The following is a 21,564-nucleotide window of genomic DNA, read 5'->3' as shown; positions in this document are numbered from 1 at the left end:
AAAGCCAGCTTAATCGCTGGCTTTTTTTGCTTTGAAATCCGTTAATCCAATAAGATTCGTGTGGTTGAAGTTATTGCTCTAGTGACTAATACGATACAGAAAGGCTAATGTCACTTGGTCGTTAGGCACCACTCGTTTCTGCTGTGCCAAAAACAATTCCGCTGTAGAAACCGCATCGGCTAACGCATTGTGGCTGTTGTACTCAGGAAGCCCGTACCTTTCACGCGTACCCGCCAGAGTTAAGTCCACCTCTTCATGGTTGCTGATCGCTTTTTCCATGCTCTTCTCGATACACAGCGTATCTAACCAAAGCAAAGGCAATTGCCTTAAGCCATAGCACCTTAGCAGATACTGGCTAATGAACTTCTCTTCAACCACACAAGCATGCGCGACAATGATCTTGCCTTTCGCTGCTTCGAAGAAAGTAAGCATCGCATCATGAATTGATACGCCCTCTTCCAACATCTGTGGCGTGATGTGGTTAATCACCGCGGTTTCAGCGTTGATCTGTGAATCGTTATTGAGGTAGATATGCTTGGCCGAAGCTAAATCGATTCGCCCTTTCACCACATCAACCCACCCCATAGATAAAATCAGATCTTGTTCGCTGTCTAAGCCTGTGGTTTCAAGATCCAACACAATGTAATCGCTGTCTTTCGCTGCGTCTGTCATTTCGGGACAAGGCTGTTCTACCAGATCATGTAACGCTTCTGGCAGCTTAACCGTACCCAAATATTGTTTACGCTTGCGTTTAATTCGCTCAAGCGGGTGAAAGTAGTTCAACAAGGCTTTCATTAACGCGCTCCGAAACGAATTTTCGCCGCTTCTTGAAGGTCGGCAATGATTCTAAAGGCGTCTTTCAAGTGCTTACGTTCAAAGCTACCAAAGCTGTCTGGGTTGATATTGTTGTCTGGCACCTCCCCGTTCTTCAAGGCCTCTAATTGGTGTCCGAAACGGAAAGACAGAATGAACTGATACGCGCCAAGGATGTTCTTGAATGCGTCGTCACTCAACATGCCTTTTTCATTAGCAGCAGCGAAACGTTCGTCCGTTGCCGACAAGTCACACTCAACCGCCAAACCGTAAATACGCGCTAAATCGATGATCAAGTTAATAGCGTACTTCTTCACGTTGAGTGTTTTCTTGTTCTCACCCGACTTCTCAAGTACCAAACTATTGAAGATGCCCAAAGGTGGGTTGGTGTTCACCGCATCTTTCACTAACGTGCTTAAGAACTCACGGTTGCTGCGAATATTGTTATGCAGTTCATCACGGAGAATGCCTTCAAACTCACTGTTGCCGTAAATGGTACGAATCTCTAGGAATACACTGATGTTGAGTAAGCGTTCGTACTCAGGGTTTGCCACCCACTTTTTATAGTAGTGCTTCCATACGCTGAGCGGTTGACACCATTTTGGCGTCGCAGCCATGAATTTACCCGGACAGAGTGGGTAGTCACAGCTCGCTAAGCCGTTGGTCACCATCATGGCTAAGTGTTTAAAGTAAATGCGGTCGCTGTCGGTTGCATCGTCAGCCAGTACGATCGCACTGTCTTGATCAGACAGCATGTGAACTTCGTTACGAGCATGCGAACCCGCCACTATCCAAGAGAAATCACACGGCGGCGGGCCTAACTTATCAATTGCTATCTGAATCAATCGGCGTGTGTAGGCATCCATAATCATGGTCATTACCTTGCCGACCGTTTCCGGTGCAACCTTACCTTCCACCAGCGCTTCAAAAATAGCTTGTCGCTCTGAAGTGAAGGAAGACATGGTTTTCACGCTGCCCGCATATTTGATTTTCTCGATTAAGAAGATCGCTTGAACACGGTGGTTTTGAACTAAGTGAGACGTCGTCAGAAGGCCAACGACTTTGTTCTCTTTCACTACAGGAAGGTTACGAATGTTGAATTGCATCATGATAGACGCAGCATGCAACACAAGATCGTCCGGTTTTACTGTGAGTGGAGAATGTGTCATTACCTCAGAGATTAAATTTTCAGTGCTAACACCGTGCGCAATCACGCGTTTGGTCATATCACGGTCGGTGATCAAGCCAACAATGGTTTCACCTTCATAGATCACCGCACAAGGAGAGCGTTGATGCAGCATTTCTACCGCGACCGATTGGATGGTTTGCTCAGATTTGACGATGGCCACCTGCCCGCTTGCCACCTCTTCAACCTTACGAATGAACAAGCCCTTCTCTTTATTTGACCACACCACATCAAGTGCCGACTTCAAGCGAACTTGAGCCTGTGATGCAAAGTGTTCAGCACAGCTTGGAAATGCTTTGAACAACGTTTGAAGTGCCGAGTGTGGTATCACATAAAGTAAGGTGTTTTCGATGGCGACGGCGCGATAGCCTTTCTCGTCGTTAACTTCAGAATCTAAGAACGTAAAGCCGAACAAATCTTCACTGCCTAAACGCGCACGAAGTACGCCGTCTGATTTTCTTTGCTCCATGGAGCCCGTTCGAATGATATAAAGCGACTTCTCTTTACCCGACTCACACAGATCAACCACATCCCCTTTGCCGAGGTAAGTGATCTGAACATTAGAGGCAAGCTCACGAAGTGCTTCTTTAGGGATCTTATCGAAAGGGTCTATCTGACCGATGAATTGAAGAATATTTGGCAGCAGAGACTGGGGCATAATCACACTCACAATAATTTAATTAGTATTATTATATAACTTAAAATACTGGTTACTAGTGATTTTAATAAAACGACAAATAATAGGTTAAATATTGGACACTGGTCAGGTTTTCATCAAATTTGAAGACAAAAAAAGCACGTATTGAACGTGCTTTTAGGTGTCAGTTTGCTTTAACTAAGATTTTTAAATCACTGTCTTTTTATAAACCAAAATCTTGTTAAAACTATAACTTTTTAAAACTAAAGCTTTTTAAAACAATCAGCTAGCCACTGGTAATCTGTGATTCGTTTCCAACAGGTGACTTGCCGACGCTTGGCGCGCTTTGTCACTGTTACCCGCCATGATTGCTTCATAAATTTGGCGGTGTTCGTTAATACACGTACTTCCCTCTTCAGAAGAGTGAGAAATAAAGTTAACAAACATCGTCGTTAGGATATTGCCAAACGGCAGGTAAAAATCATTACCCGTGGCGTTAAAAATCAGGCTATGAAACTTCATGTCGATATCTAGCCAGCTCTCTTGATCAAACACGTCCGCACTCGATATTTCAACCATCTGTTGAAAAATACTCGATAGTTCAATGCGTTGCTCAGCAGTCGCCAACTGAGCAGCTAGTGCGCACGCTTCTGGTTCAATCGCTCGACGTAATCCCAAGAACTGATGGCAAAATTGGTCTGTATCTGCCAGTCCGTCCATCCATTCAATTAATTGTGGATCAAGAAAGTTCCAGAATGCGCGGTCAACCACACGAGTACCAATCTTAGGACGAGATTCTAGTAGACCTTTTGAAGTCAGAAGTTTCACCGCTTCTCTTAATGCTGTTCTACTGATACCAAATTGCTCACACAGAGCCATTTCACCAGGGATAATAGAACCTTGAGGCAAATTGCCCGACAAAATACCACGAGCGATTTCACGTGCAACTTGCACATGAAGGCTTCGCTTAGAGCCTGAAATCGAATTGAAAGAGCCAGCCATGTGTCTACTTACTTATTAGATATGTATTATTTAACCCGGACTATATCACCGATTTATACCTGCACCAACTCAGTATAAGAATAACGTGAGGTCACTCCTGATATAGTCTAGAGCAATATTTCACTCATCTTACCCCTATTCAACACATTAGACCTCTTCAATCTATTTATTCATACAAATAGTTCTTATTTACACTTTTTGAGTATGCGCGAACTCACAAAACCACTCTTACTCTCACTATTTATGTCGTTAATGATCGGTTTTGAGATGAACACCCTTGAATATGGCAAGTGTTATTGTATGATTTATTAACGCAAATAATCTACAATATAGGCGACTCTGATGTTTAACGATTTAAAAGGCAAACGCATTCTAATTACTGGCTCTACTGCTGGTATGGGCTTAGCTACCGCACGTATTTTTGCAAAGTATGGTGCAAAGATTGGCATCAATAGTCGTGCTTTCAGCCCAAAAGTGGATGACGTACTAACAGAACTCACTGCACTGGGTGGCGATGTTGCGTTTTTCCCAGCAAATCTGATGGACACATCAGAGTGCGAAAGATTAGTAAAAGAGTTCACCGAGCATTTTGGTGGCATGGATGTCTTGATCAATAACGCAGGTGGCTTAGGCGGTCGTGCAAATCTAGAAAGTATCGATGACGAGTTTTATGAACGAGTTATGGATCTCAACGTTCGCTCTGCATTAATGACAACCAAGTTCTCTATCCCCCACTTACGTGCTTCTGCTGCTGAGTCGGGGCAAACATCGTGTGTTATCAGCACGGGGTCGATTGCGGCTCGTGAAGGTGGCGGTGTGGGTGCTGGCATCTATGCAGCTTCAAAAGCGTGGTTACACGACATTCACCGTAACTGGGTGAAAGAGTTTGCGAAAGACAATATCCGTTTCAACATTGTTTCTCCGGGTACTATCGATACTGCATTTCACGATGGTAAAAGCGACGAGCTGAAATCGAATATTGCTAGCAACATCCCAATGGGGCGCTTTGGCAATATCGAAGAAGTGGCACCGACTTTTGCTTTCTTTGCATCACACGCATGCAGCGGTTACATCACGGGGCAAATCCTAGATGTAAACGGTGGGCAAATTACGCCTTAGTGTAGGTAGGTAGCACAATAAGTTACACATTACATAGGTTCCAAAGACCGAGATAGATGAGGATAAACCTCACGCTATATTAGACGTATACACTGACACTAAAAGCCAGATTCGTCTGGCTTTTTTTGTTTTAAAAGATTCAATTTCAGGTGGTTTAAATGTCAATATTTACATTGGTGGAAGATTCAAGCCGCCGAATTCATGTTCAAGTGGCGAGACAAATTGCTCGTAAGATCTTATCTGGCGAGTTACAAGAGAATCAGAAGTTACCCAGTGAAATGGATCTATGTGATATCTTCGGAGTGAGTAGAACTGCCCTTCGCGAATCAACTAAGCTACTTTCAGCAAAAGGGTTGATTGAGTCAAAGCCCAAAGTAGGCACTCGTATCAAACCAAGAACGCAATGGCACTTCTTAGATCCGCAATTGCTGTATTGGATTCAAGACTTAGAAGACACCAAACCCTTCTTGTCTCAGTTCTTAGGCTTAAGAAAAGCGATTGACCCAGAAGCGTGTGCGCTAGCAGCAACCAACGCAACGGTAGAACAACGCAAAGAGCTTTCGATTCTGTTCCAAAAGATGACCATTGCGGCCAATAGCTTTGATTATGAAGAGTGGACAACCAACGATCACCTGTTTCACCAAACGATTTTCTTATCGACAGGTAATCAGTTCTACATCCCATTCGCGAACATTCTGTCGACAATCTTCAAGCAGTTCATCGACCATTCAGCCGAAGGCGGTCGCTTCTGTTTAGAAGAACACAAAGCGATATACGACGCGATTATGTCGGGTAACGCTCAGCAGGCTCGAATAGCCTCACAAGTGTTACTAGACGATGAAAACCAAAAGCTGTCTCGGGTTGAACTCGCCATCGCATAACCAAGATTTACCAAACTGACTCGTGTATTTCAATACACGAGTCAGTCACATTTTAGCGTCCAATTTTTTACCATCCATACCGTAGTGTTTCATCTTTAAACCTTGAAGTCGGGTCGTCTCAGAGAAAGCTTACGGTTATACACATAAGGTGTTGTTTGTGTCTTCGCAATCGTACGTAAGGAAAAACTTCTCTCTCGCCTGGCCCCTCGCCTTAAACGGTATCTTGATGCAGTCGATGTTGATGATCGACACGTTGCTGGTTTCTCCTCTTGGTGAAATCCCTTTAGCTGCAATGGGGATTGCGACGACTATCGTTGCCTTTGTACTGGGAATTCAAATGGCGCTGGCAAACGGTACTCAGTTAGTATTAAGCCGCGCAGTGGGCTCTGGCATCGCCGCGTCATTATCTAAAGCATTTTGGGCAGGGTTATTTATCAACCTTGGCGTAGCAACACTGTTTTGGCTTCTGCTGACCTTTTTTGAACAACCTCTAATCCAAGCATTAACAGACGACGCTTCCCTCCACTTAGAAATCAGCCGCTATCTAGACATCTCAAAATATCTAGTGATCTTCACAGCCTTAACACAAGTAATCATTGCCTTGTTTAATGGACTGGGCAGAACTAAAGTCCCATTCAAAGGTTACTTAATTGAACTGCCTATCAATGCTGTACTCTCATATGTGCTGATTCATGGTTTTTCTAATTTTGAAGGCATTGGTGTACAAGGTGCAGCACTAGGTAGTGTTATCGCCATTACGATTCGTCTTGTGTATTTGATTCTGTGTGTGCATTACGATTCGTCCGTATCTCTGAAACTGGATACTGAAAAGTCAGAGTTCATCACTAACATCCGTCGTCACTTCATTGAGATATTCCCGGTCGCAGCGAACGTAACTATGCTTTCGATTGGCGCGACGATCTATCAGTTGTTGTACTCACAACTCAACATTAACGCCTATGTAGCGATCACCTTGGTGATGCCGTGGATACGTGCCGGTACTCAATTCATTACGGCTTGGGCTCATTCTTCCGCAATTACGATCAGCCAGGCGATCGGTTCGAAGAAAATGGATGACCTAACCAAAAACGTTGATACCAGTATTGATGTTGCGGTGGGTATCTCTGTGGTTTGTGCGGTGATGTTTGCAGGTTTAAGTTTGGTGATTGGCGATATTTACCCAGATCTTGACGCCTCGACTTATCAAGCGCTGGCCGTTATTGCCCCACTCTACATTTTCTTGCCAATCGTTCGTGGTTACAACACCGTTCACGGACACGTATTAAGAGCACTAGGAAAAACGACCGCAGTCTTCAAAATCAACTTTACAGGTCAATGGGTCGTTTCAATCCCACTGTGTGCGTTGATCATCTTTGGTTTAGACGGCTCTATCTTTTGGGCATTTGCCATCCAACCATTCGAAGAGATAGTCAAAGCCTTCCCATTCCGTCATTTGGCGCGCAAGTCTCTTAAAGAGTTTGATGCAAACAAGGCCAATGAGTTGATGTATGACTAGTGATGGTATGTCGTTCGTACCCAACTAACTCTAAGGGTCAGAGTTATCTCTAAAAGATATCAAAGATCTGTCTAAGCTCTCTGAATACAACCTTGTCCTTTGGCAAGGTTGTACTACTTTCAAGGTAAGCATTTATTGGGCTATCGACCGCATCTTTTTTGAATCGTAAACACCCAATAATTCGGTTTCAGTTAATCGCTAAAAGAATGGGTGAACACACTATGCATGACATTATTCAAGACCTTCATCATCGCTACACGGTAAAGAAATACGATCCTAGTAAGCGCATTTCATCGGAAAAAATCGAGATCATCAAAGAAGCTATCCGCCTTTCCCCTTCTTCTATCAACTCACAGCCATGGAAATTCATTCTGATAGAGAGCGAAGAGGCAAAACAACGTTTCCACGATACGTTTGCTATCAAATTCCAATTCAACCAACACCATGCGATTGAATCCTCACACATCATTCTTTTCGCTTACGATCCGCACTACACCAAAGAGAAATACGCACATCGAGTGGATGTTGAAGTGGAATCGGGTCACTTACCAGCAGAGATGCACGACAACATGCTCAATGGTGGCTACGCATTTGCCGATCTCAATACCGACGAAGCAGGCTTTAACGGTAACTGGACTAAGGCACAGCTTTACCTAGCACTCGGTAATGCCCTACACGTTCTCGCGAGACTTGAGATAGGTTCGACGCCGATGGAAGGAGTCGATATGGATTTGATTGGACAAGAATTTAGCGAAGAGCTGGACGGGCATGTATGTGAAGTTGCATTGGCAATGGGGTACTTCCTTGAAGGCGAAGACTACAATCACGGTCTTCCTAAAGCTCGACTTCCGCTAGACGAAGTGTTCAAAGTTATTTAAATGCACATTTAAACAGCGAACACAAAAAAGGCCACTTAACGCTTAGTTAGTGGCCTTCATATTATCTATTTATCTATTCTCGACTACTTGCCGTTCAGCTTAAGTGCTGAGAAAGTCACGCTGTTGTAATCGCCGTTCTTTTTATCGACAACGAAATCGCCAGTGCCTGCACAACCCGGGCCCCAAACTGGATGAGAGTCGCTTACACTACATTGACCGTACGCACCCGCTTTATAGTAAAAGTCATCTTCCGCATAGCCTGTTGGCGAATCAAGTTCATCGATGCCCTTGCTCAAGTCGATTTCATACTTAACAGTATCGTGGCGAGCTGTTTCAAATGTTAGGTACATCATTGTACCCTTCACTTCCACTTTATAGCTGAACTCTTCACCTAGAGCAATCCCCGCTTCACCAGGCTCTGCTGGGTTTTCCCAAGTATTGCCCCAAACTGGGTAAGCAATATCAGCGCGGTTAGGATCTTTCTTCTCTAGGTTACGTTCATAGTTCCAAAAGACTGAGCCCATCTCTTGATCAGGAAACTTCTTATAGAAGATTTTTAGTGGTTCGTTACCGTGGCCGTAACCTGTTTTTGCTTTGATCAAAGCATCGTGTTTCTTCGCGTGTATCTGACCAACAACCACTGAGTGAGCTGGGTACCTTTCAGGGTGCTTAGCGTTAATCGCAACGTGATTCACTTTTAGCGTCGCTTCTAGCGTTCCACCAACCGCACTGTATTCACTCGCTGCTGGGTGGCTCGATAATGCCCACTGGTTTCCTTTGTCAGCCGTATCGATCGAGAAATCAGCACCGCGTGGCATCTGGCGTAATTCAGAGCGTGCGTTTTTCGAGTTCTTCGTGGTAATCGCTTGGTTTTGTACTTCAAAGACAAGATTACCGTCTTTATCAAGGTGGAAGAAATCGCTGTGTGAGTAGCTCATCATGGCTACCCCTTCGATTTCATCAACACGTCCATCTTCATTAATATCTGAAGGGATCGTTATTTTCCAATTACGCATATCAAACTTATCAGCGGGAACTGGATAAGACACACCGTTATTTGCAAACGACACAATAGGAACTGCTGATAGCAAAGCTATAATTTGAGTTCGGTTTGCTAGCGCACGGACTTCGTCAGCCACGACAGCAAAACCTCGACCATGCTCGCCTGCTCTCGCCGCCTCAATGGATGCATTCAGCGCAAGCAAGTTGGTTTGCTCAGCAATACCACCAATCACAGACACTATCGACTGAATGCTCTGTGTTTCATTGGCCATAGAACGAATATCATCCGACGTCGTACAAACTTGCTTCTCAAGATCACTGATGTACGTTTCGGTCACAGTGTTAATTTGCTTAGTCTCATCACTGGACACGGCCGCATCTTGCGCTGCTTCTGCCGCAAACTGTGAGTTCTTCTCGACTTCACTTGAAGCCTCGGACAATCCATTAATCGCAGAGACCACCTGAACCGTTTCATCGGTATGAACTTTCAGTACATCGCTGGTTTCCTTGCAGCCTTCTCGAATACTTAATACCTTGGTATCAAGATCTGAGTTCTTGAATTTCACGTCTTTAACCATCTCTTGCAAGCCAATGATGAACAAGTTGATGTCTTTGGCGATGTGTCCTAGGTCGTCATTACCTTTCTCTGCGAGCCTTTGGGTCAGGTCGCCATTACCTTGAGAAAGGTCGTGAACAATCTTACGCAATGACACGATTGGGCGGTAGAAACGATTCAGGAGTAAAATCATCAATATGACCGACCCCAACACACAGGCAATAATCAGCATTCGAGCATCCGACATCACACCATTCAGCTGATCGAGCGCAAGTTCAGGATCAATACTTGAAATCATGTACCACTCTTTCTGGCTGCCAATATCGACCTTCTTAGCCATCAAGATTCGCTGATTACCATCAATCACACCTTCAATGAATTGGTCCGGTCGTTCGATAGCTTCATTGAGTTTCATTAAGGCGTCAGCAGAAGATATATTGCTCTGTGGAAGCACGTTTTCTATTGTGGATGCAATTACCATCCCTCTCTCATCCACAATGATACCTTTGGCTTCGTAGATGCTATCTAGCTGTTTGAGCTGAGTTTCCAAATCATCAAATCGAATGTCTGCCATGATGACGCGATCTTGATAGGTGTAAGTCACACCAATCATAGGCACTTGAGTACTCTTAGTGAAAAACAGCTCACTAAAAGATAAACCTGATTTCAATTTCGCTTGTTGATACCAAGGACGAGTCGTTGGGTTGTATTTTTCTTTGATTCCAACACCGTTGGGGAAAGACTCTGAAGGACGAGAAGTGTAAGACCGACCATCATCAAAACCCACTACAATCTTGTCAATACCACCGAGTTTAGCGGCAAAATGCATCAGCGCTTCGTTTGGTACTTGGTATGGGGATTTCATGAACTCTTGTGCAACGGAATTGACCGTATCGATGGTGCGCTGGACGGTGCTTTCAATCTGATTAATTTCTATCGTTAACGAGTGATCAATCTCGTTATAAATCGTTTGGTTTACTTGATCAGTGGCCAGGCTAAGCGTAAACCAGTTCGTAAATGCCAAGGCACTGGAACTGACGATAGCGACCATCAAAATCAATTTTCCTTTAAACCCAAAAGACAGCTTAGAATCCTTAAAACTTATCATCCCTATCAACCTATACCTGTTATTCCCACCCAAACGAGACGGTCATTCCTTCTATTTTCAATGGTACGGTCAGCGAAACTCACCCATACCGCCCATAGTCACAATCACCAATTTAATTAATATTGTATGCTTAATTAGCTGGCATTTTCTGTGAGCGATCTTGATATATTAAAAGTAGTTAAAAACACCTTGTGACATAGTTATCATTTATGAATCTGGAATACACTCCGAGTATAGCCAAGCAAGGTGACACGAAAAAACGATCTAATTACAGATAGTTAACTTCCAACCTCACCAATATAGCGCTTCACTGAAATAACCTTGTCGACACGAACTCGTCGAATCAAAAACGAGCATCACCTCACATTTTCACTCTTTAACTATTCACTAAAGGCATTCAACCTCAAGATTCATTTGTAATACAATAACTCTTGATGTATGGTGTATTTGAATCATAACTTAAGTTCTTTCTGGATGCTTTTGTACAATTCGAAGTGGTAATTGAAGCGACTCGCTTTAAGGTCATTGAACACGCTTAATGTAGAAACTGTCGGGGGATCTCGTTAATCGTTATTCACTGGTATTGTTCATTTGTTTTTCCAGACGGCTAGTCCGAATACGCCCACATAGTCACCAGCTATGTGGGCTTTTTTTTATTTGTTGCTGATTACTCGGGTTTTAGTTATCGATCTAGGGCGCGAAGTGTCACCCATTATTGTCAGTTTTAGGTACTTGTTTGTGTAAAAATAGAGTGTCAGCTCCTGTCTAACAAAGCGCATCTACAACGATAGGTTTATGGTGGCGTAGAGCGTTGATATACATAATTAAAAGTCGAAACCGGTAAAGTTTGGATTGGATAGAACAACAAGAGTAAAAAAGTAGAACGAGAAAATTAATACTGATGACAGCTGGCTTTACGAGGGAGAGTGAAACCGTGGGAGCAAACTGGTATTAAGGATAAAACAGGGAGCGAGGATAAAACAGGATTATAGATAAGACTTGTTCAGATAAAAACGAACCTCGCTGAGGTATCGCCGCCTAAATGACAGGCAATACCCGAGCGAGGTCGTACGTCGATTACTTCTCTAGTTTAGCGAAGTAGTCGAAGATTACTGGTACGTCGTTGTTACCCATTCCTGCGTCAACAGCAGCTTGTAGGCTAGTTGCAGTACCTTGAGCAATTAGAGACTCAGTACCTAGCTCTTCACAAAGAGCAAGGAAGTAACCAAGATCTTTGTTAGCGTTAGCAACAGAGAAACCTAGCTTCTCTTCGCCGTCTACTGCGTAGAACTTACAGAATTGCATGAATGGTGAGTTAGATGGACCTGCAGACATGATGTCAAACAGTTGTTGGCCATCAACACCAGCGCGTTGAGCAACAGCGAAAGCTTGAGACATAGTCGCAACAGTCGTCATACCCATGAAGTTGTTTACAAGCTTAGTAACGTGACCAGAACCTAGAGCACCTAGGTGGAATACGTTTTCGCCTTGCTCTTCAAGAACAGGTTTAACTTTGTTGAAAGTTTCCATGTCGCCAGCAGCCATGATGTTCAGAAGACCATCTTTAGCGTGTGCAGGAGTACGGCCTAGAGGTGCGTCGATCATGCCCGCGCCTTTTTCAGCTAGAGCTGCGCCGATTTTCTTAGTAGAAGCAGGGATAGAAGTACCGAAGTCTACTAATACTGCGCCTTCTTTGATGCCAGCTAGAACGCCGTCGTCACCGTAAACGATTTTTTCAACAACAGCTGAAGTTGTAAGACAAAACTGAACGATGTCACTTGCAGCAGCTAGTTCTTTAGCAGAAGTGAATGCAGTTGCATTGCCGCGATCTGTAACGCGAGCAACAGCTTCAGCGCTTAGATCCATTACGTTTACGTGGTAGCCGCGCTTTTGTAGGTTTTCAACCATGTTGCCGCCCATAAGACCTAGGCCAATGAAACCGATTACAGGTTTAGTCATGTTCAAACTCCAAATATAGTATTGTATGATTATATGGTCATTATAATAACGACGTCTTTTCCGTTACGCAATAGTTTTAGGGTAATCCTTCAATGCTTAGACGCAAGTTGTGACGGGGATTCACTTTACGAGAAAATATGGTCACGCTTTGTACTTACAAGAGCGATATACCAATCAAAAAATAGCCTGTTGATGAAATAACGTACTCTAAATGTCATACGATTAATGAGAATAAGCCACTCCAATAACGATTATTAACCTGCCGTCCCTTTTTTCAGACAAGGTTAAGGCTGCCCACTGTCAGTAATTGACAAATTATTGGAAGACAGTCACTGCCCTAGCCTTGGTAAGGTTTACTGAACACGAGGTTTAAACCAAAGTTTTGTCGCCACTTACTAAGCCTGGCACTCTTGCTACTTAGCCTCTAACTAACCAACGCTACCTCTTCCCACCTTGTAGGCTACTGCCTGTTCTGTGCAAACAAAAAAACTCCGAGCTTTGGCCCGGAGTTTTTGGTATCTAGCTGCTAATTCAACGAATTACAGTTCAATTGAAACCGTTTCACCATCAACATTAAGCAGTAGCGTGTTGCCTTCAAGCTTGTGAGACACTTCAACTTGCTCACCTTCGTTCTTATTTGGAACAAGAAGCGTCAAGATGTTGTGCTCTTTAGAAGGCTTGAATTCCACTTCAACGTGACGGTGGATCTCAAGATCTTTGAACTCATATGGGTCTACTTCACCGAAACCTTCAACGTTCTTAACTGAAGTGATGTTATCAGCAGACTCATTGATGAAGTTCACGTCTAGGTGCGCTACTTCGCCACGGATAGTGAAAGACTTATCAGCCACTTCGTTTGCGAAAGTTGTGTGCATTAGCCAAGTCATGTCTTTCTCTTCAGAAAGCGTTGCCTTGTCTTGCATTACGAATACTTTACCTTGAACAAACCAGATCTTACGCTTGTAAGATTCGATTTCAGGAACGAAGTACTTGTAAGATGCCGTTGCGTCACCTTCAACCATCTTCACATCAGATTCTGTGTCGAAGTCAGAGATTGTACCGCCCGCTTCAATACAGAAACGATCTTGGTGGTTTTCGTAACCTGTGTTCTTGTTCTCGCCGTACTGACCTTTACCGCCAAATAGTGGCAGGTTTTTAGAGAACGTTTGACGACGCCATTTGGTGTGCATATCAACACCGAAACCACCGTAGTAGCCAGTGATTGACGCCAGCGTTTCACCGAATGCATGCAACGTGAATGCGTTTTGGTCACCGTGAGAGTGGCTGATTGAGCCAAACGGAGAACATTTGAATACCATGTGAATATGGTTATCACGTTCAGTCATCTTGTTGTGGAATGCAGCCCAACCAGTGATTGGGAATACTTTCAACAGAGGGTCGTTTGATGGTGCTTTCTCTTCTGGAGCATCCCATAGGAAGTTGAAGCGAAGATCATCGTAACCGAAGTCCCACCAGCCGAAGTTGTAGAACTTCGTATGAGCTTCAGTATCACGGCCTTTAAGCTGGTTGTAGTACCAAACGTACTCAGGTTTCTGGTTAACACCTGCGTAGTGCTTGATGTTGTAAGCCAGTTTTAGACCTGGGAAGTCACCAATTGAAGACTGGTCACAGAAGCTCGCACGTTTAGAGTGAACAGGCATGCAGTAAAGCGGAAAGTCACCTGTGTTTTCGTAGAATGTTTTATTGAACATGTCTACGCCACAGTATGCTTTCAATAGGTCGAATGCTTCACCTAGGAATGCAGTTTGCGTGTTCCAGTAGTCAGGACCTTCAGCCCAACCGCCGTCTTCACCGCCCCATGGTGGGTAGTGCACTGCGTAGTATTCTAATGCGTAGGCAATGTACTCGCCTGCTTTCGGGTGATCGTGATAAAGCGCGATACACGTTGGGATGATAGCAGAAGAGATAGAACGAACACCGTGGCTGTTTAGCGGGTTGTTCAGTAGATCAACCGTCACTTTCAGGTGGTGCATGATTTCGTCTAGACGCTCAATCAAAGCATCTTGAACTTGCTGACGCTCTTCGTCTGTGAAGTAAGCGTGTAGCCAGTCGTAACCCCAAGCCATTGCTGCGATAACACGGAACGCCGCTTCATCGTTGTAGCCACGAGAAGTCACACCTTCTGGATCGTACGTAGACAGTTTTAGAGTCCAAGCTTTCGCTTTTGCGATTAGCTCTTCGTCCTCTTTCACGATACCTGCAATTGCAAGGTTACGTGTCGCGTTCAGTGCCATTTGGCAATCAACGTACATTTGACGCCAGTAAGGACGCCACAAAGAAGCTTTGCCTACTGTTTCCGCAGGGTACGCTTGAGGCTCTTCAAAAGGTGCTGTCTCAAGGAACTTAACCGTAGAATTGTTGTAGAAATCATCAAACATGCAGTGAGCTTCATCAGCTTTCACTTTTGCTTTGAATTCTTCTAATTGATCAGCTTGAACAAGAAGACGTGGACGTGCTTCGCTCAAGTTGTCTAGGAATGATAGGTCGAAGTCACGTTTTTGTACTTCGATAGGGAGTAGGTCTACAAGATTACCTGCTGAAGTGTCATTCTCCAGCTTCATCTTCCTGATTGCATCAAGAGATTTTTGGTCGCTCATTCTAACTCACTTATATTCAAGTTGACTGAAAGGAATTAGCAACAATATACGTCTTATTGTAGGACAATTAAATCTGTTTCGATTCGATTGAACACTTTTTTACAGTTTTCGTGATTTAGGTCTGATGTTGTACTCCAGAGCAAGCGCTCCCTGTTATGCTGCTCGCCCCCAATCCATGCAGATGCTCCATCTTTGCAAAGCAAAAAAATGCGATGCCCTATCGAGCATCGCATTCTATTAAACATTTTCTACGTATTAGCTTTCAGTGACCGCTTTCGCTTGCTTGCCACCATCATCGACAGCTTTAACTAGCAGCATACCAACACCGCCAACTATCACACCACATAGGATGAAGACCAGACTTCCCCACATTGGGTTTGGAAGCATTGCCATCAGCATAATACCAACACCCGCTACTGCGATAAGTTTACCAAGCATCTCACGCTGTTTGTTGTCTAGTTTCTTCTGTTCCGCTGACTCAGCAACAAGTGGCGTTGCTAGGTTGCCGAAGAACTTATCAACGTCAGCCTGACGCTTCTCAGTTAATGGCTTGTAGAACAGAGTTGATAGGATGAAGAAACCACCTGTCAGAGTAATGTGCGCAACCAGACCGATAGCAACCTTAACATCAGACCATTCACGGCTTGTTAGTTCTTCCAGACCGAAGACTGACGACACCATTTCAGCATTAACAACGAAACCTACGTAATAAGAAACGAAACCACCGACAACTAGCGTACCCCAACCAGCCCAGTCCGGTGTCTTCTTAATAAAGAAGCCAAGGAACGCAGGAATTGTCATTGGGAAGCCGATAAGTGCGCCCACATACATCATTGTATCGAACAAGCTCAAACCTTTAAGCGAGTTAATGAACTGTGCGATAAGGATAATAGCGATACCAAACACGGCAGAAGTAATCTTAGAAACCGTTACAAGCTCTTTCTCTGTAGCGTTGCCTTTACGAACGATTGGTTCGTAGAAGTTCTTAACGAAAATACCTGAGTTACGGTTTAGACCAGAATCCATTGAAGACATTGTCGCGGCAAACATAGCAGCAACGAGAAGACCAACCATACCTGCTGGCATGTACTCTTGTACGAAGTATAGGTACGCAAAGTCACCCGCTTTCTTACCTGCTTCTGGGTAAGCTGCTGCTAGGTCGACACCTTGACCTGCAATGTACCAAGAAGGCATAAACCAGATGAATACACCACAAAGCATTAGCACACACGCCAGTAGCGCTGCTTTCTTCGCGTTCTTTGAGTCTTTAGCCGCAAGGTAACGGTAAGAGTTAAGCATGTTGTTAGTAATAGAGAACTGCTTAACGAAGATGAAGAATGCCCAAATACTGAAGATGCTTAGGTAGTTAATGTTGTTACCAGAAAGGAAAGAACCGCCTTCCGCTACTGGGAAGTTATTTACGATTTCACCAACACCGCCACCTTGAACAACAGCAACAACAGCACATGTCACGGTTACTGCCATGATGATAACCATCTGCATGAAGTCAGATGCGATTACCGCCCATGAACCACCTGTTACTGACATCGCCAATACAACCAAACCAGTAATCCAGATTGTGGCTGTCATGTCGAAGCCGAAGATACCAGAAGCGATGATTGCCAGTGCGTTTAGCCATACACCCGCAGAAACAACACTGTTCGGCATTGAAGACCAAGTGAATACTTGCTCGTTCGTCGTACCAAAACGCATACGAATAGCTTCGATTACAGTTACTACGCGTAGTTGACGGAATTTTGGAGCGAAGTATGCAAAGTTCATGAAGTAGCCAAATGCATTCGCTACGAAGATAACCGCGACGGCAAAACCATCGTTATACGCTTTACCAGCCGCACCGGTGAATGTCCATGCACTAAACTGGGTCATAAAGGCGGTTGCACCAACCATCCACCACAACATGTTACCGCCCCCGCGGAAGTAGTCACTGGTGGTACTTGTAAATGTTCTAAACATCCAACCTATCGCGATCAAGAATAGGAAATAAATGCCGACAATAATCGTGTTGAGTTCCATCGTGTATCCTTTGTCCGTTGTATTTTGTTACGAGGACTATAGGAAATCCCAAACTTTATTTGTAGTACAATAATCCAAATAAGTGATGGCAATCTTATTTTGATTGATTAAGTTAATTATATATATGACATAGGATGGAATATGGCCAATCCATTAAGGAAATTACTGGTGTTTGAGGTAAAAACTCAAAAAACCAAGACCAAAGAACATAATAACCATCAAAATCAAAGGCTTATAACAAAATGAGACTTTGCACACTTATTAACAAATACAACCAAACACATATAAATATAAAATTCTCAAAAATAATAAAAGCCAAACCAGAGCTGAACTCCCCCTCATTTATCACACAATAAACCAGTGTTTTTTATCTATTGAGAGTGGATAATTTCATTAGAATTCAACTTAAATTAATCCATATTGAAGCGGCATATCCTGTTCAAACGATGGCGGATTCAAAATATACAAAAATGAAAAATCATGGATGACGCATAATTATATGAGGGGAGTTCGAGTGTCTAAAAACGAATATCGAGCGTAATATTATTGTTATTTTGATGGTAAAGAGAACGACCGCTAGGCGTATACAAGAAGGAATTAACTTAAGAAGGAGCTAAAAGCGAGGATGAACCAAAACAGTGCCACACATGGTGCAACACGCTTTCTAAAAACAAAAAAGGCATGCACTTGGCATACCTTTTTGACTGGTTCAAATGAAGTTGAAAACCGTCTTTAGCTTGCAGTCGCCAAGCGGTGGTTAGCATCTTGCAAGTGAGCAGCTGACATTGTACGCGCTTTTTCACTGTCGCCAGCCATGATCGCTTCATAAATTCTGCGGTGTTCATTGATACATGTGCTGCCCTCTTCAGAAGAGTGCACGATGAAGTTCATGAACATGGTCGTCAGAATGTTGCCAAATGGCAGGTAGAAGTCGTTACCAGTTGCATTGAAGATCAAGCTGTGGAAACGAATGTCGATGTTTGTCCAGCTTTCTTGGTCAAATACTTCAGCAGCATCCACTTCTACCATCTTTTGAAAGATCTCTGAAAGCTCGATGCGTTGCTCAGCAGTTGCAAACCTTGCTGCCAATGCACATGCCTCTGGTTCAATCGCACGACGAAGGCCTAAGAACTGAGAACAGAATTGGTCTATGTCGGTTAGGCCGTCCATCCATTCAATCAGTTGAGGATCAAGAAAGTTCCAGTACGCACGGTCGACTACGCGAGTACCAATTTTTGGGCGCGACTCTAACAAGCCTTTAGAAGTCAAAAGCTTAACAGCTTCACGAAGCGCCGTTCGGCTGATACCAAATTGTTCACACAACGCCATTTCACCAGGAATAATAGAACCTTGAGGCAGATCGCCAGACAAGATCCCACGAGCTATCTCACGCGCTACTTGAACGTGCAGGCTGCGCTTCGAGCCCGAAATTGAATTAAAACAGCTAACCATAAGTTCACTTATTTTATATGTTATGTTTATGTATTATTTAAGGATCACTATAACAGTATTTCAACCTATCGCCAATTAAGTAAAATCTCAAACCCTAATAGCCTACTATTTTACTCAACTAATCAAACACTTAGAAAGCATCCAAATTCAGGCACTCAGAAACAATATGTTACACCACTCATAAATCCGTCATCAAAACGCATCGGTTCTGTCATCCTCGATTTCTATACTCCCTCCCCAACAAATCACTCAATTGGACTGAAATAATGAAACCGACAAAAACGAATCTTACGCTTAAAAGCGCTATTACTGCTGCGCTGATTTTTTCTGGTTCTGCATTAGCAATGGATACACGATACGAAGATCGTACTGGCAACTTGGTCGCGGATATTCCTCAAGACGAATCGCAATGGGTTGATCCAAACACGCTAATTTTTGCTTATACACCAGTTGAAGATCCAGCAGTATACGCTGATGTGTGGAGCGAGTTTTTGAGCCACCTTGAAAAAACAACGGAAAAGACGGTTCGTTTCTTTCCTGTTCAAAATAACGCAGCTCAAATCGAAGCTATGCGTTCAGGTCGTCTGCATATCGCAGGTTTCAACACAGGTTCTACACCACTAGCGGTTAACTGCGCAGGCTTTGCCCCATTCACCATGATGGCCGCGGAAGATGGCTCTTTCGGTTACGAAATGGAAATCATCACTCATCCGGGTTCTGGTATTGAAAACGTGGAAGATCTAAAAGGTAAAAATTTAGCGTTCACATCACAAACATCGAACTCTGGCTTTAAAGCACCTTCTGCCATTTTGGACGCGGAATACCAACTTCAACCTGACCGTGATTTCAAACCTGCATTCTCTGGTGCGCACGACAACTCTATATTAGGTGTGGCGCACAAAGACTACGATGCAGCAGCGGTAGCGAACTCAGTATTGAACCGCATGCTTTCACGCGAAGTGGTGAAAGAAGATCAAATCAAGAGCATCTACAAGTCTCAAACCTTCCCAACAACGGCTTACGGCACAGCGCATAACCTAACGCCAGAGCTGCAAGAGAAGATTCAAAAAGCCTTCTTCACTTTCGACTGGGAAGGCACAAAGCTTCAAGAAGAATTTGAGCGTAACGGCGAAGCGAAGTTTGTTCCAATCACTTACCAAGAGCATTGGGAAGTCATTCGCACTATCGATACAGCAAACAAAGTGTCTTACACCTGTAGCTAAACGACTCAAACGCTAAACCAGTACCACACAGATAAACCCGTAACACACACTAAAACTAGCTGCAGGTACATGTGCCTGCAGTTACTCACCACTTTCAGCGGTTTACTTCCCATTTCAGCCTCAGGCGAACGCTTAGTACACCGGTCTTATAGGAATACTATGTCTACTCTTACCCTAAAAGGGCTTACCAAGCACTACTCCAGTTCTGATAAAGCCTTGACCAACGTTAGCTTGTCGGTGAATGCCGGCGAAGTGGTTGGATTGATTGGCCCATCTGGTGCCGGAAAATCAACGCTTATTCGTTGTATTAACCGGCTCACCGAACCCACCAGCGGCGAAGTAATCTTTTCCAATACCAATCTAGAAACGCTTTCCAAGCGCCAACTAAGACAATCACGCCGCGAGATTGGGATGATCTTCCAAGAGTACGCGCTGATTGAACGTTTAACGGTAATGGAAAACGTGCTTTCAGGCCGTTTAGGGTATGTGAATTTCTGGCAAAGCTTCACTCGCCGCTTTCCAGAGTCGGATATCCAAGCAGCCTATGCCCTACTCGATCGTGTGGGGTTATTGGAACACGCAAATAAGAGAGCTGACGCTCTGTCGGGTGGTCAGCGTCAACGTGTTGGTATTGCCCGAGCACTCGCTCAGAAACCCAAGTTACTCTTGATTGACGAACCAACAGCGGCACTTGATCCACGTACGGCACGCCAAATCATGCGCTTGATTAGCGAAATTTGTTCTGAGCAACAACTTCCAGCCATCATTAATATTCACGATGTGCAGTTAGCCAAACAGTGGACAAAGCCACCTTTGATTTCAAGCCCATGGTTACGTTGGAGCTTGATCATCGTAGTCGCGGTTTACTTGTACCTAGCGACACAATCAGTTGATGTCAATTGGGCTCGTATCTACGAAGGTAGCGAGCGTGGTTTACAGTTCATTATGGCCTTCATGAACCCAGATTTCAGCGGACGCTGGGACAACATATATCAAGGCTTAATTGAAAGTCTGACCATGACACTTACCTCAACGGTCGCTGGTGTGATTCTTTCTATTCCATTTGGGCTTGGTGCAGCAAAGAACTTAGCACCAACGCCAATCTACCTATTTTGTCGTGGATTCATTTCTATAGCCCGAAGCTTACAAGAGATCATCGTCGCTATTTTATGTGTTGCGCTATTTGGCTTTGGCACCTTTGCTGGTTTTGTCACGCTAACCTTCGTGACCATAGGCTTTCTTGCAAAACTGTTTGCTGATGAAATCGAAGCCATTGACCCTGCGCCACTCACTGCAATGCGTGCGACTGACGCAAGCTGGCTACAACAAGTGAATTACGCCATTCAAGCACAAGTTATGCCGCGCTTTATTGGCCTTTCGATGTACCGACTTGACATCAACTTCCGTGAGTCTGCCGTGATTGGCATTGTTGGCGCAGGTGGTATTGGCGCAACATTGAATACAGCAATGGACCGCTACGAGTACAGCGCCGCAGTCGCTATCCTATTGATTATTATCGTGATCATGATGTTGTGTGAATATCTATCGACCATCATCCGTAAGCATGTGCAGTAAGGAAC

At 44.1% G+C, this 21,564-nt stretch carries 14 protein-coding genes and 1 pseudogene; 6 read left to right on the top strand and 9 right to left on the bottom strand.

Going from position 1 to position 21,564, the window contains the following annotated elements; all coding sequences use genetic code 11:
- Nucleotides 1–78 precede the first annotated feature (78 nt).
- The 3 genes from F0228_RS16675 to F0228_RS16665 all read right to left on the bottom strand — a co-directional run bounded on the left by F0228_RS16675 (nt 79) and on the right by F0228_RS16665 (nt 3,638).
- Nucleotides 79–795 (bottom strand): 3'-5' exonuclease, encoded by a 717-nt coding sequence (locus F0228_RS16675; RefSeq protein ID WP_061032695.1) that lies wholly within the window; start codon nt 793–795, stop codon nt 79–81.
- The gene (locus F0228_RS16670) at nt 795–2,657 is read right to left on the bottom strand and encodes a DUF294 nucleotidyltransferase-like domain-containing protein (protein WP_017632462.1); all 1,863 of its coding nucleotides are present in this window, start codon (nt 2,655–2,657) and stop codon (nt 795–797) included. Before F0228_RS16670 ends, F0228_RS16675 begins: the two co-directional genes overlap by 1 nt.
- A 261-nt stretch (nt 2,658–2,918) precedes the next feature.
- On the bottom strand, nt 2,919–3,638 hold the full coding sequence (locus tag F0228_RS16665; protein WP_171730810.1) for a FadR/GntR family transcriptional regulator: 720 nt from the start codon (nt 3,636–3,638) through the stop codon (nt 2,919–2,921).
- 342 nt (nt 3,639–3,980) lie between these two features.
- On the opposite strand from F0228_RS16665, the gene F0228_RS16660 reads away from it, so the two are divergent.
- From F0228_RS16660 to F0228_RS16645, 4 genes are all read left to right on the top strand, one after another.
- Nucleotides 3,981–4,757 carry an SDR family NAD(P)-dependent oxidoreductase gene (locus F0228_RS16660; protein ID WP_171730811.1) on the top strand — a complete coding sequence of 259 codons (777 nt, stop codon included), beginning with the start codon at nt 3,981–3,983 and terminating at the stop codon, nt 4,755–4,757.
- Nucleotides 4,758–4,915: 158 nt separating this feature from the next.
- Nucleotides 4,916–5,638 carry a FadR/GntR family transcriptional regulator gene (locus F0228_RS16655; RefSeq protein ID WP_171730812.1) on the top strand — a complete coding sequence of 241 codons (723 nt, stop codon included), beginning with the start codon at nt 4,916–4,918 and terminating at the stop codon, nt 5,636–5,638.
- Between the two features lie 148 nt (nt 5,639–5,786).
- Nucleotides 5,787–7,154 carry an MATE family efflux transporter gene (locus tag F0228_RS16650; RefSeq protein WP_171730813.1) on the top strand — a complete coding sequence of 456 codons (1,368 nt, stop codon included), beginning with the start codon at nt 5,787–5,789 and terminating at the stop codon, nt 7,152–7,154.
- 221 nt (nt 7,155–7,375) lie between these two features.
- Nucleotides 7,376–8,032, top strand: a complete 657-nt coding sequence (locus F0228_RS16645) for a nitroreductase family protein (RefSeq protein WP_171730814.1) — start codon at nt 7,376–7,378, stop codon at nt 8,030–8,032.
- 83 nt (nt 8,033–8,115) lie between these two features.
- Here F0228_RS16645 and F0228_RS16640 read toward each other — a convergent pair whose 3' ends face one another.
- The 6 genes and pseudogenes from F0228_RS16640 to F0228_RS16615 all read right to left on the bottom strand — a co-directional run bounded on the left by F0228_RS16640 (nt 8,116) and on the right by F0228_RS16615 (nt 18,761).
- Complete coding sequence (locus F0228_RS16640) at nt 8,116–9,129, bottom strand: polysaccharide lyase family 7 protein (RefSeq protein WP_171730841.1); 1,014 nt, start codon at nt 9,127–9,129, stop codon at nt 8,116–8,118.
- Nucleotides 9,130–10,641 (bottom strand): annotated as a pseudogene (locus tag F0228_RS16635) (methyl-accepting chemotaxis protein); the annotation flags it as partial. It lies immediately after the preceding gene.
- 1,134 nt (nt 10,642–11,775) lie between these two features.
- Nucleotides 11,776–12,657 (bottom strand): NAD(P)-dependent oxidoreductase, encoded by an 882-nt coding sequence (locus F0228_RS16630; protein WP_105057251.1) that lies wholly within the window; start codon nt 12,655–12,657, stop codon nt 11,776–11,778.
- A 539-nt stretch (nt 12,658–13,196) separates the two neighbouring features.
- Nucleotides 13,197–15,275 carry a DUF4962 domain-containing protein gene (locus F0228_RS16625; RefSeq protein WP_171730815.1) on the bottom strand — a complete coding sequence of 693 codons (2,079 nt, stop codon included), beginning with the start codon at nt 15,273–15,275 and terminating at the stop codon, nt 13,197–13,199.
- Nucleotides 15,276–15,530: 255 nt separating this feature from the next.
- On the bottom strand, nt 15,531–17,309 hold the full coding sequence (locus tag F0228_RS16620) for a transporter (RefSeq protein ID WP_171730816.1): 1,779 nt from the start codon (nt 17,307–17,309) through the stop codon (nt 15,531–15,533).
- 732 nt (nt 17,310–18,041) lie between these two features.
- Nucleotides 18,042–18,761, bottom strand: a complete 720-nt coding sequence (locus F0228_RS16615; RefSeq protein ID WP_171730817.1) for a FadR/GntR family transcriptional regulator — start codon at nt 18,759–18,761, stop codon at nt 18,042–18,044.
- Nucleotides 18,762–19,027: 266 nt separating this feature from the next.
- On the opposite strand from F0228_RS16615, the gene phnD reads away from it, so the two are divergent.
- Both phnD and phnC read left to right on the top strand, forming a co-directional pair.
- Entirely contained in the window at nt 19,028–19,984 is a 957-nt protein-coding gene (gene phnD, locus F0228_RS16610; RefSeq protein ID WP_171730818.1) for a phosphate/phosphite/phosphonate ABC transporter substrate-binding protein, read from the top strand.
- A gap of 69 nt (nt 19,985–20,053) precedes the next feature.
- A complete protein-coding gene (phnC, locus tag F0228_RS25970; RefSeq protein WP_345775985.1) occupies nt 20,054–21,559 on the top strand; it encodes a phosphonate ABC transporter ATP-binding protein in 1,506 nt (501 codons plus the stop codon).
- Nucleotides 21,560–21,564: the final 5 nt, after the last annotated feature.

The sequence above is a fragment of the Vibrio sp. 99K-1 genome (assembly GCF_013114585.1).
Lineage (GTDB): Bacteria > Pseudomonadota > Gammaproteobacteria > Enterobacterales > Vibrionaceae > Vibrio > Vibrio chagasii_B.
Note: the sequence above shows the minus strand (reverse complement) of the source record. Positions and strands in the feature narration are given on the sequence as shown.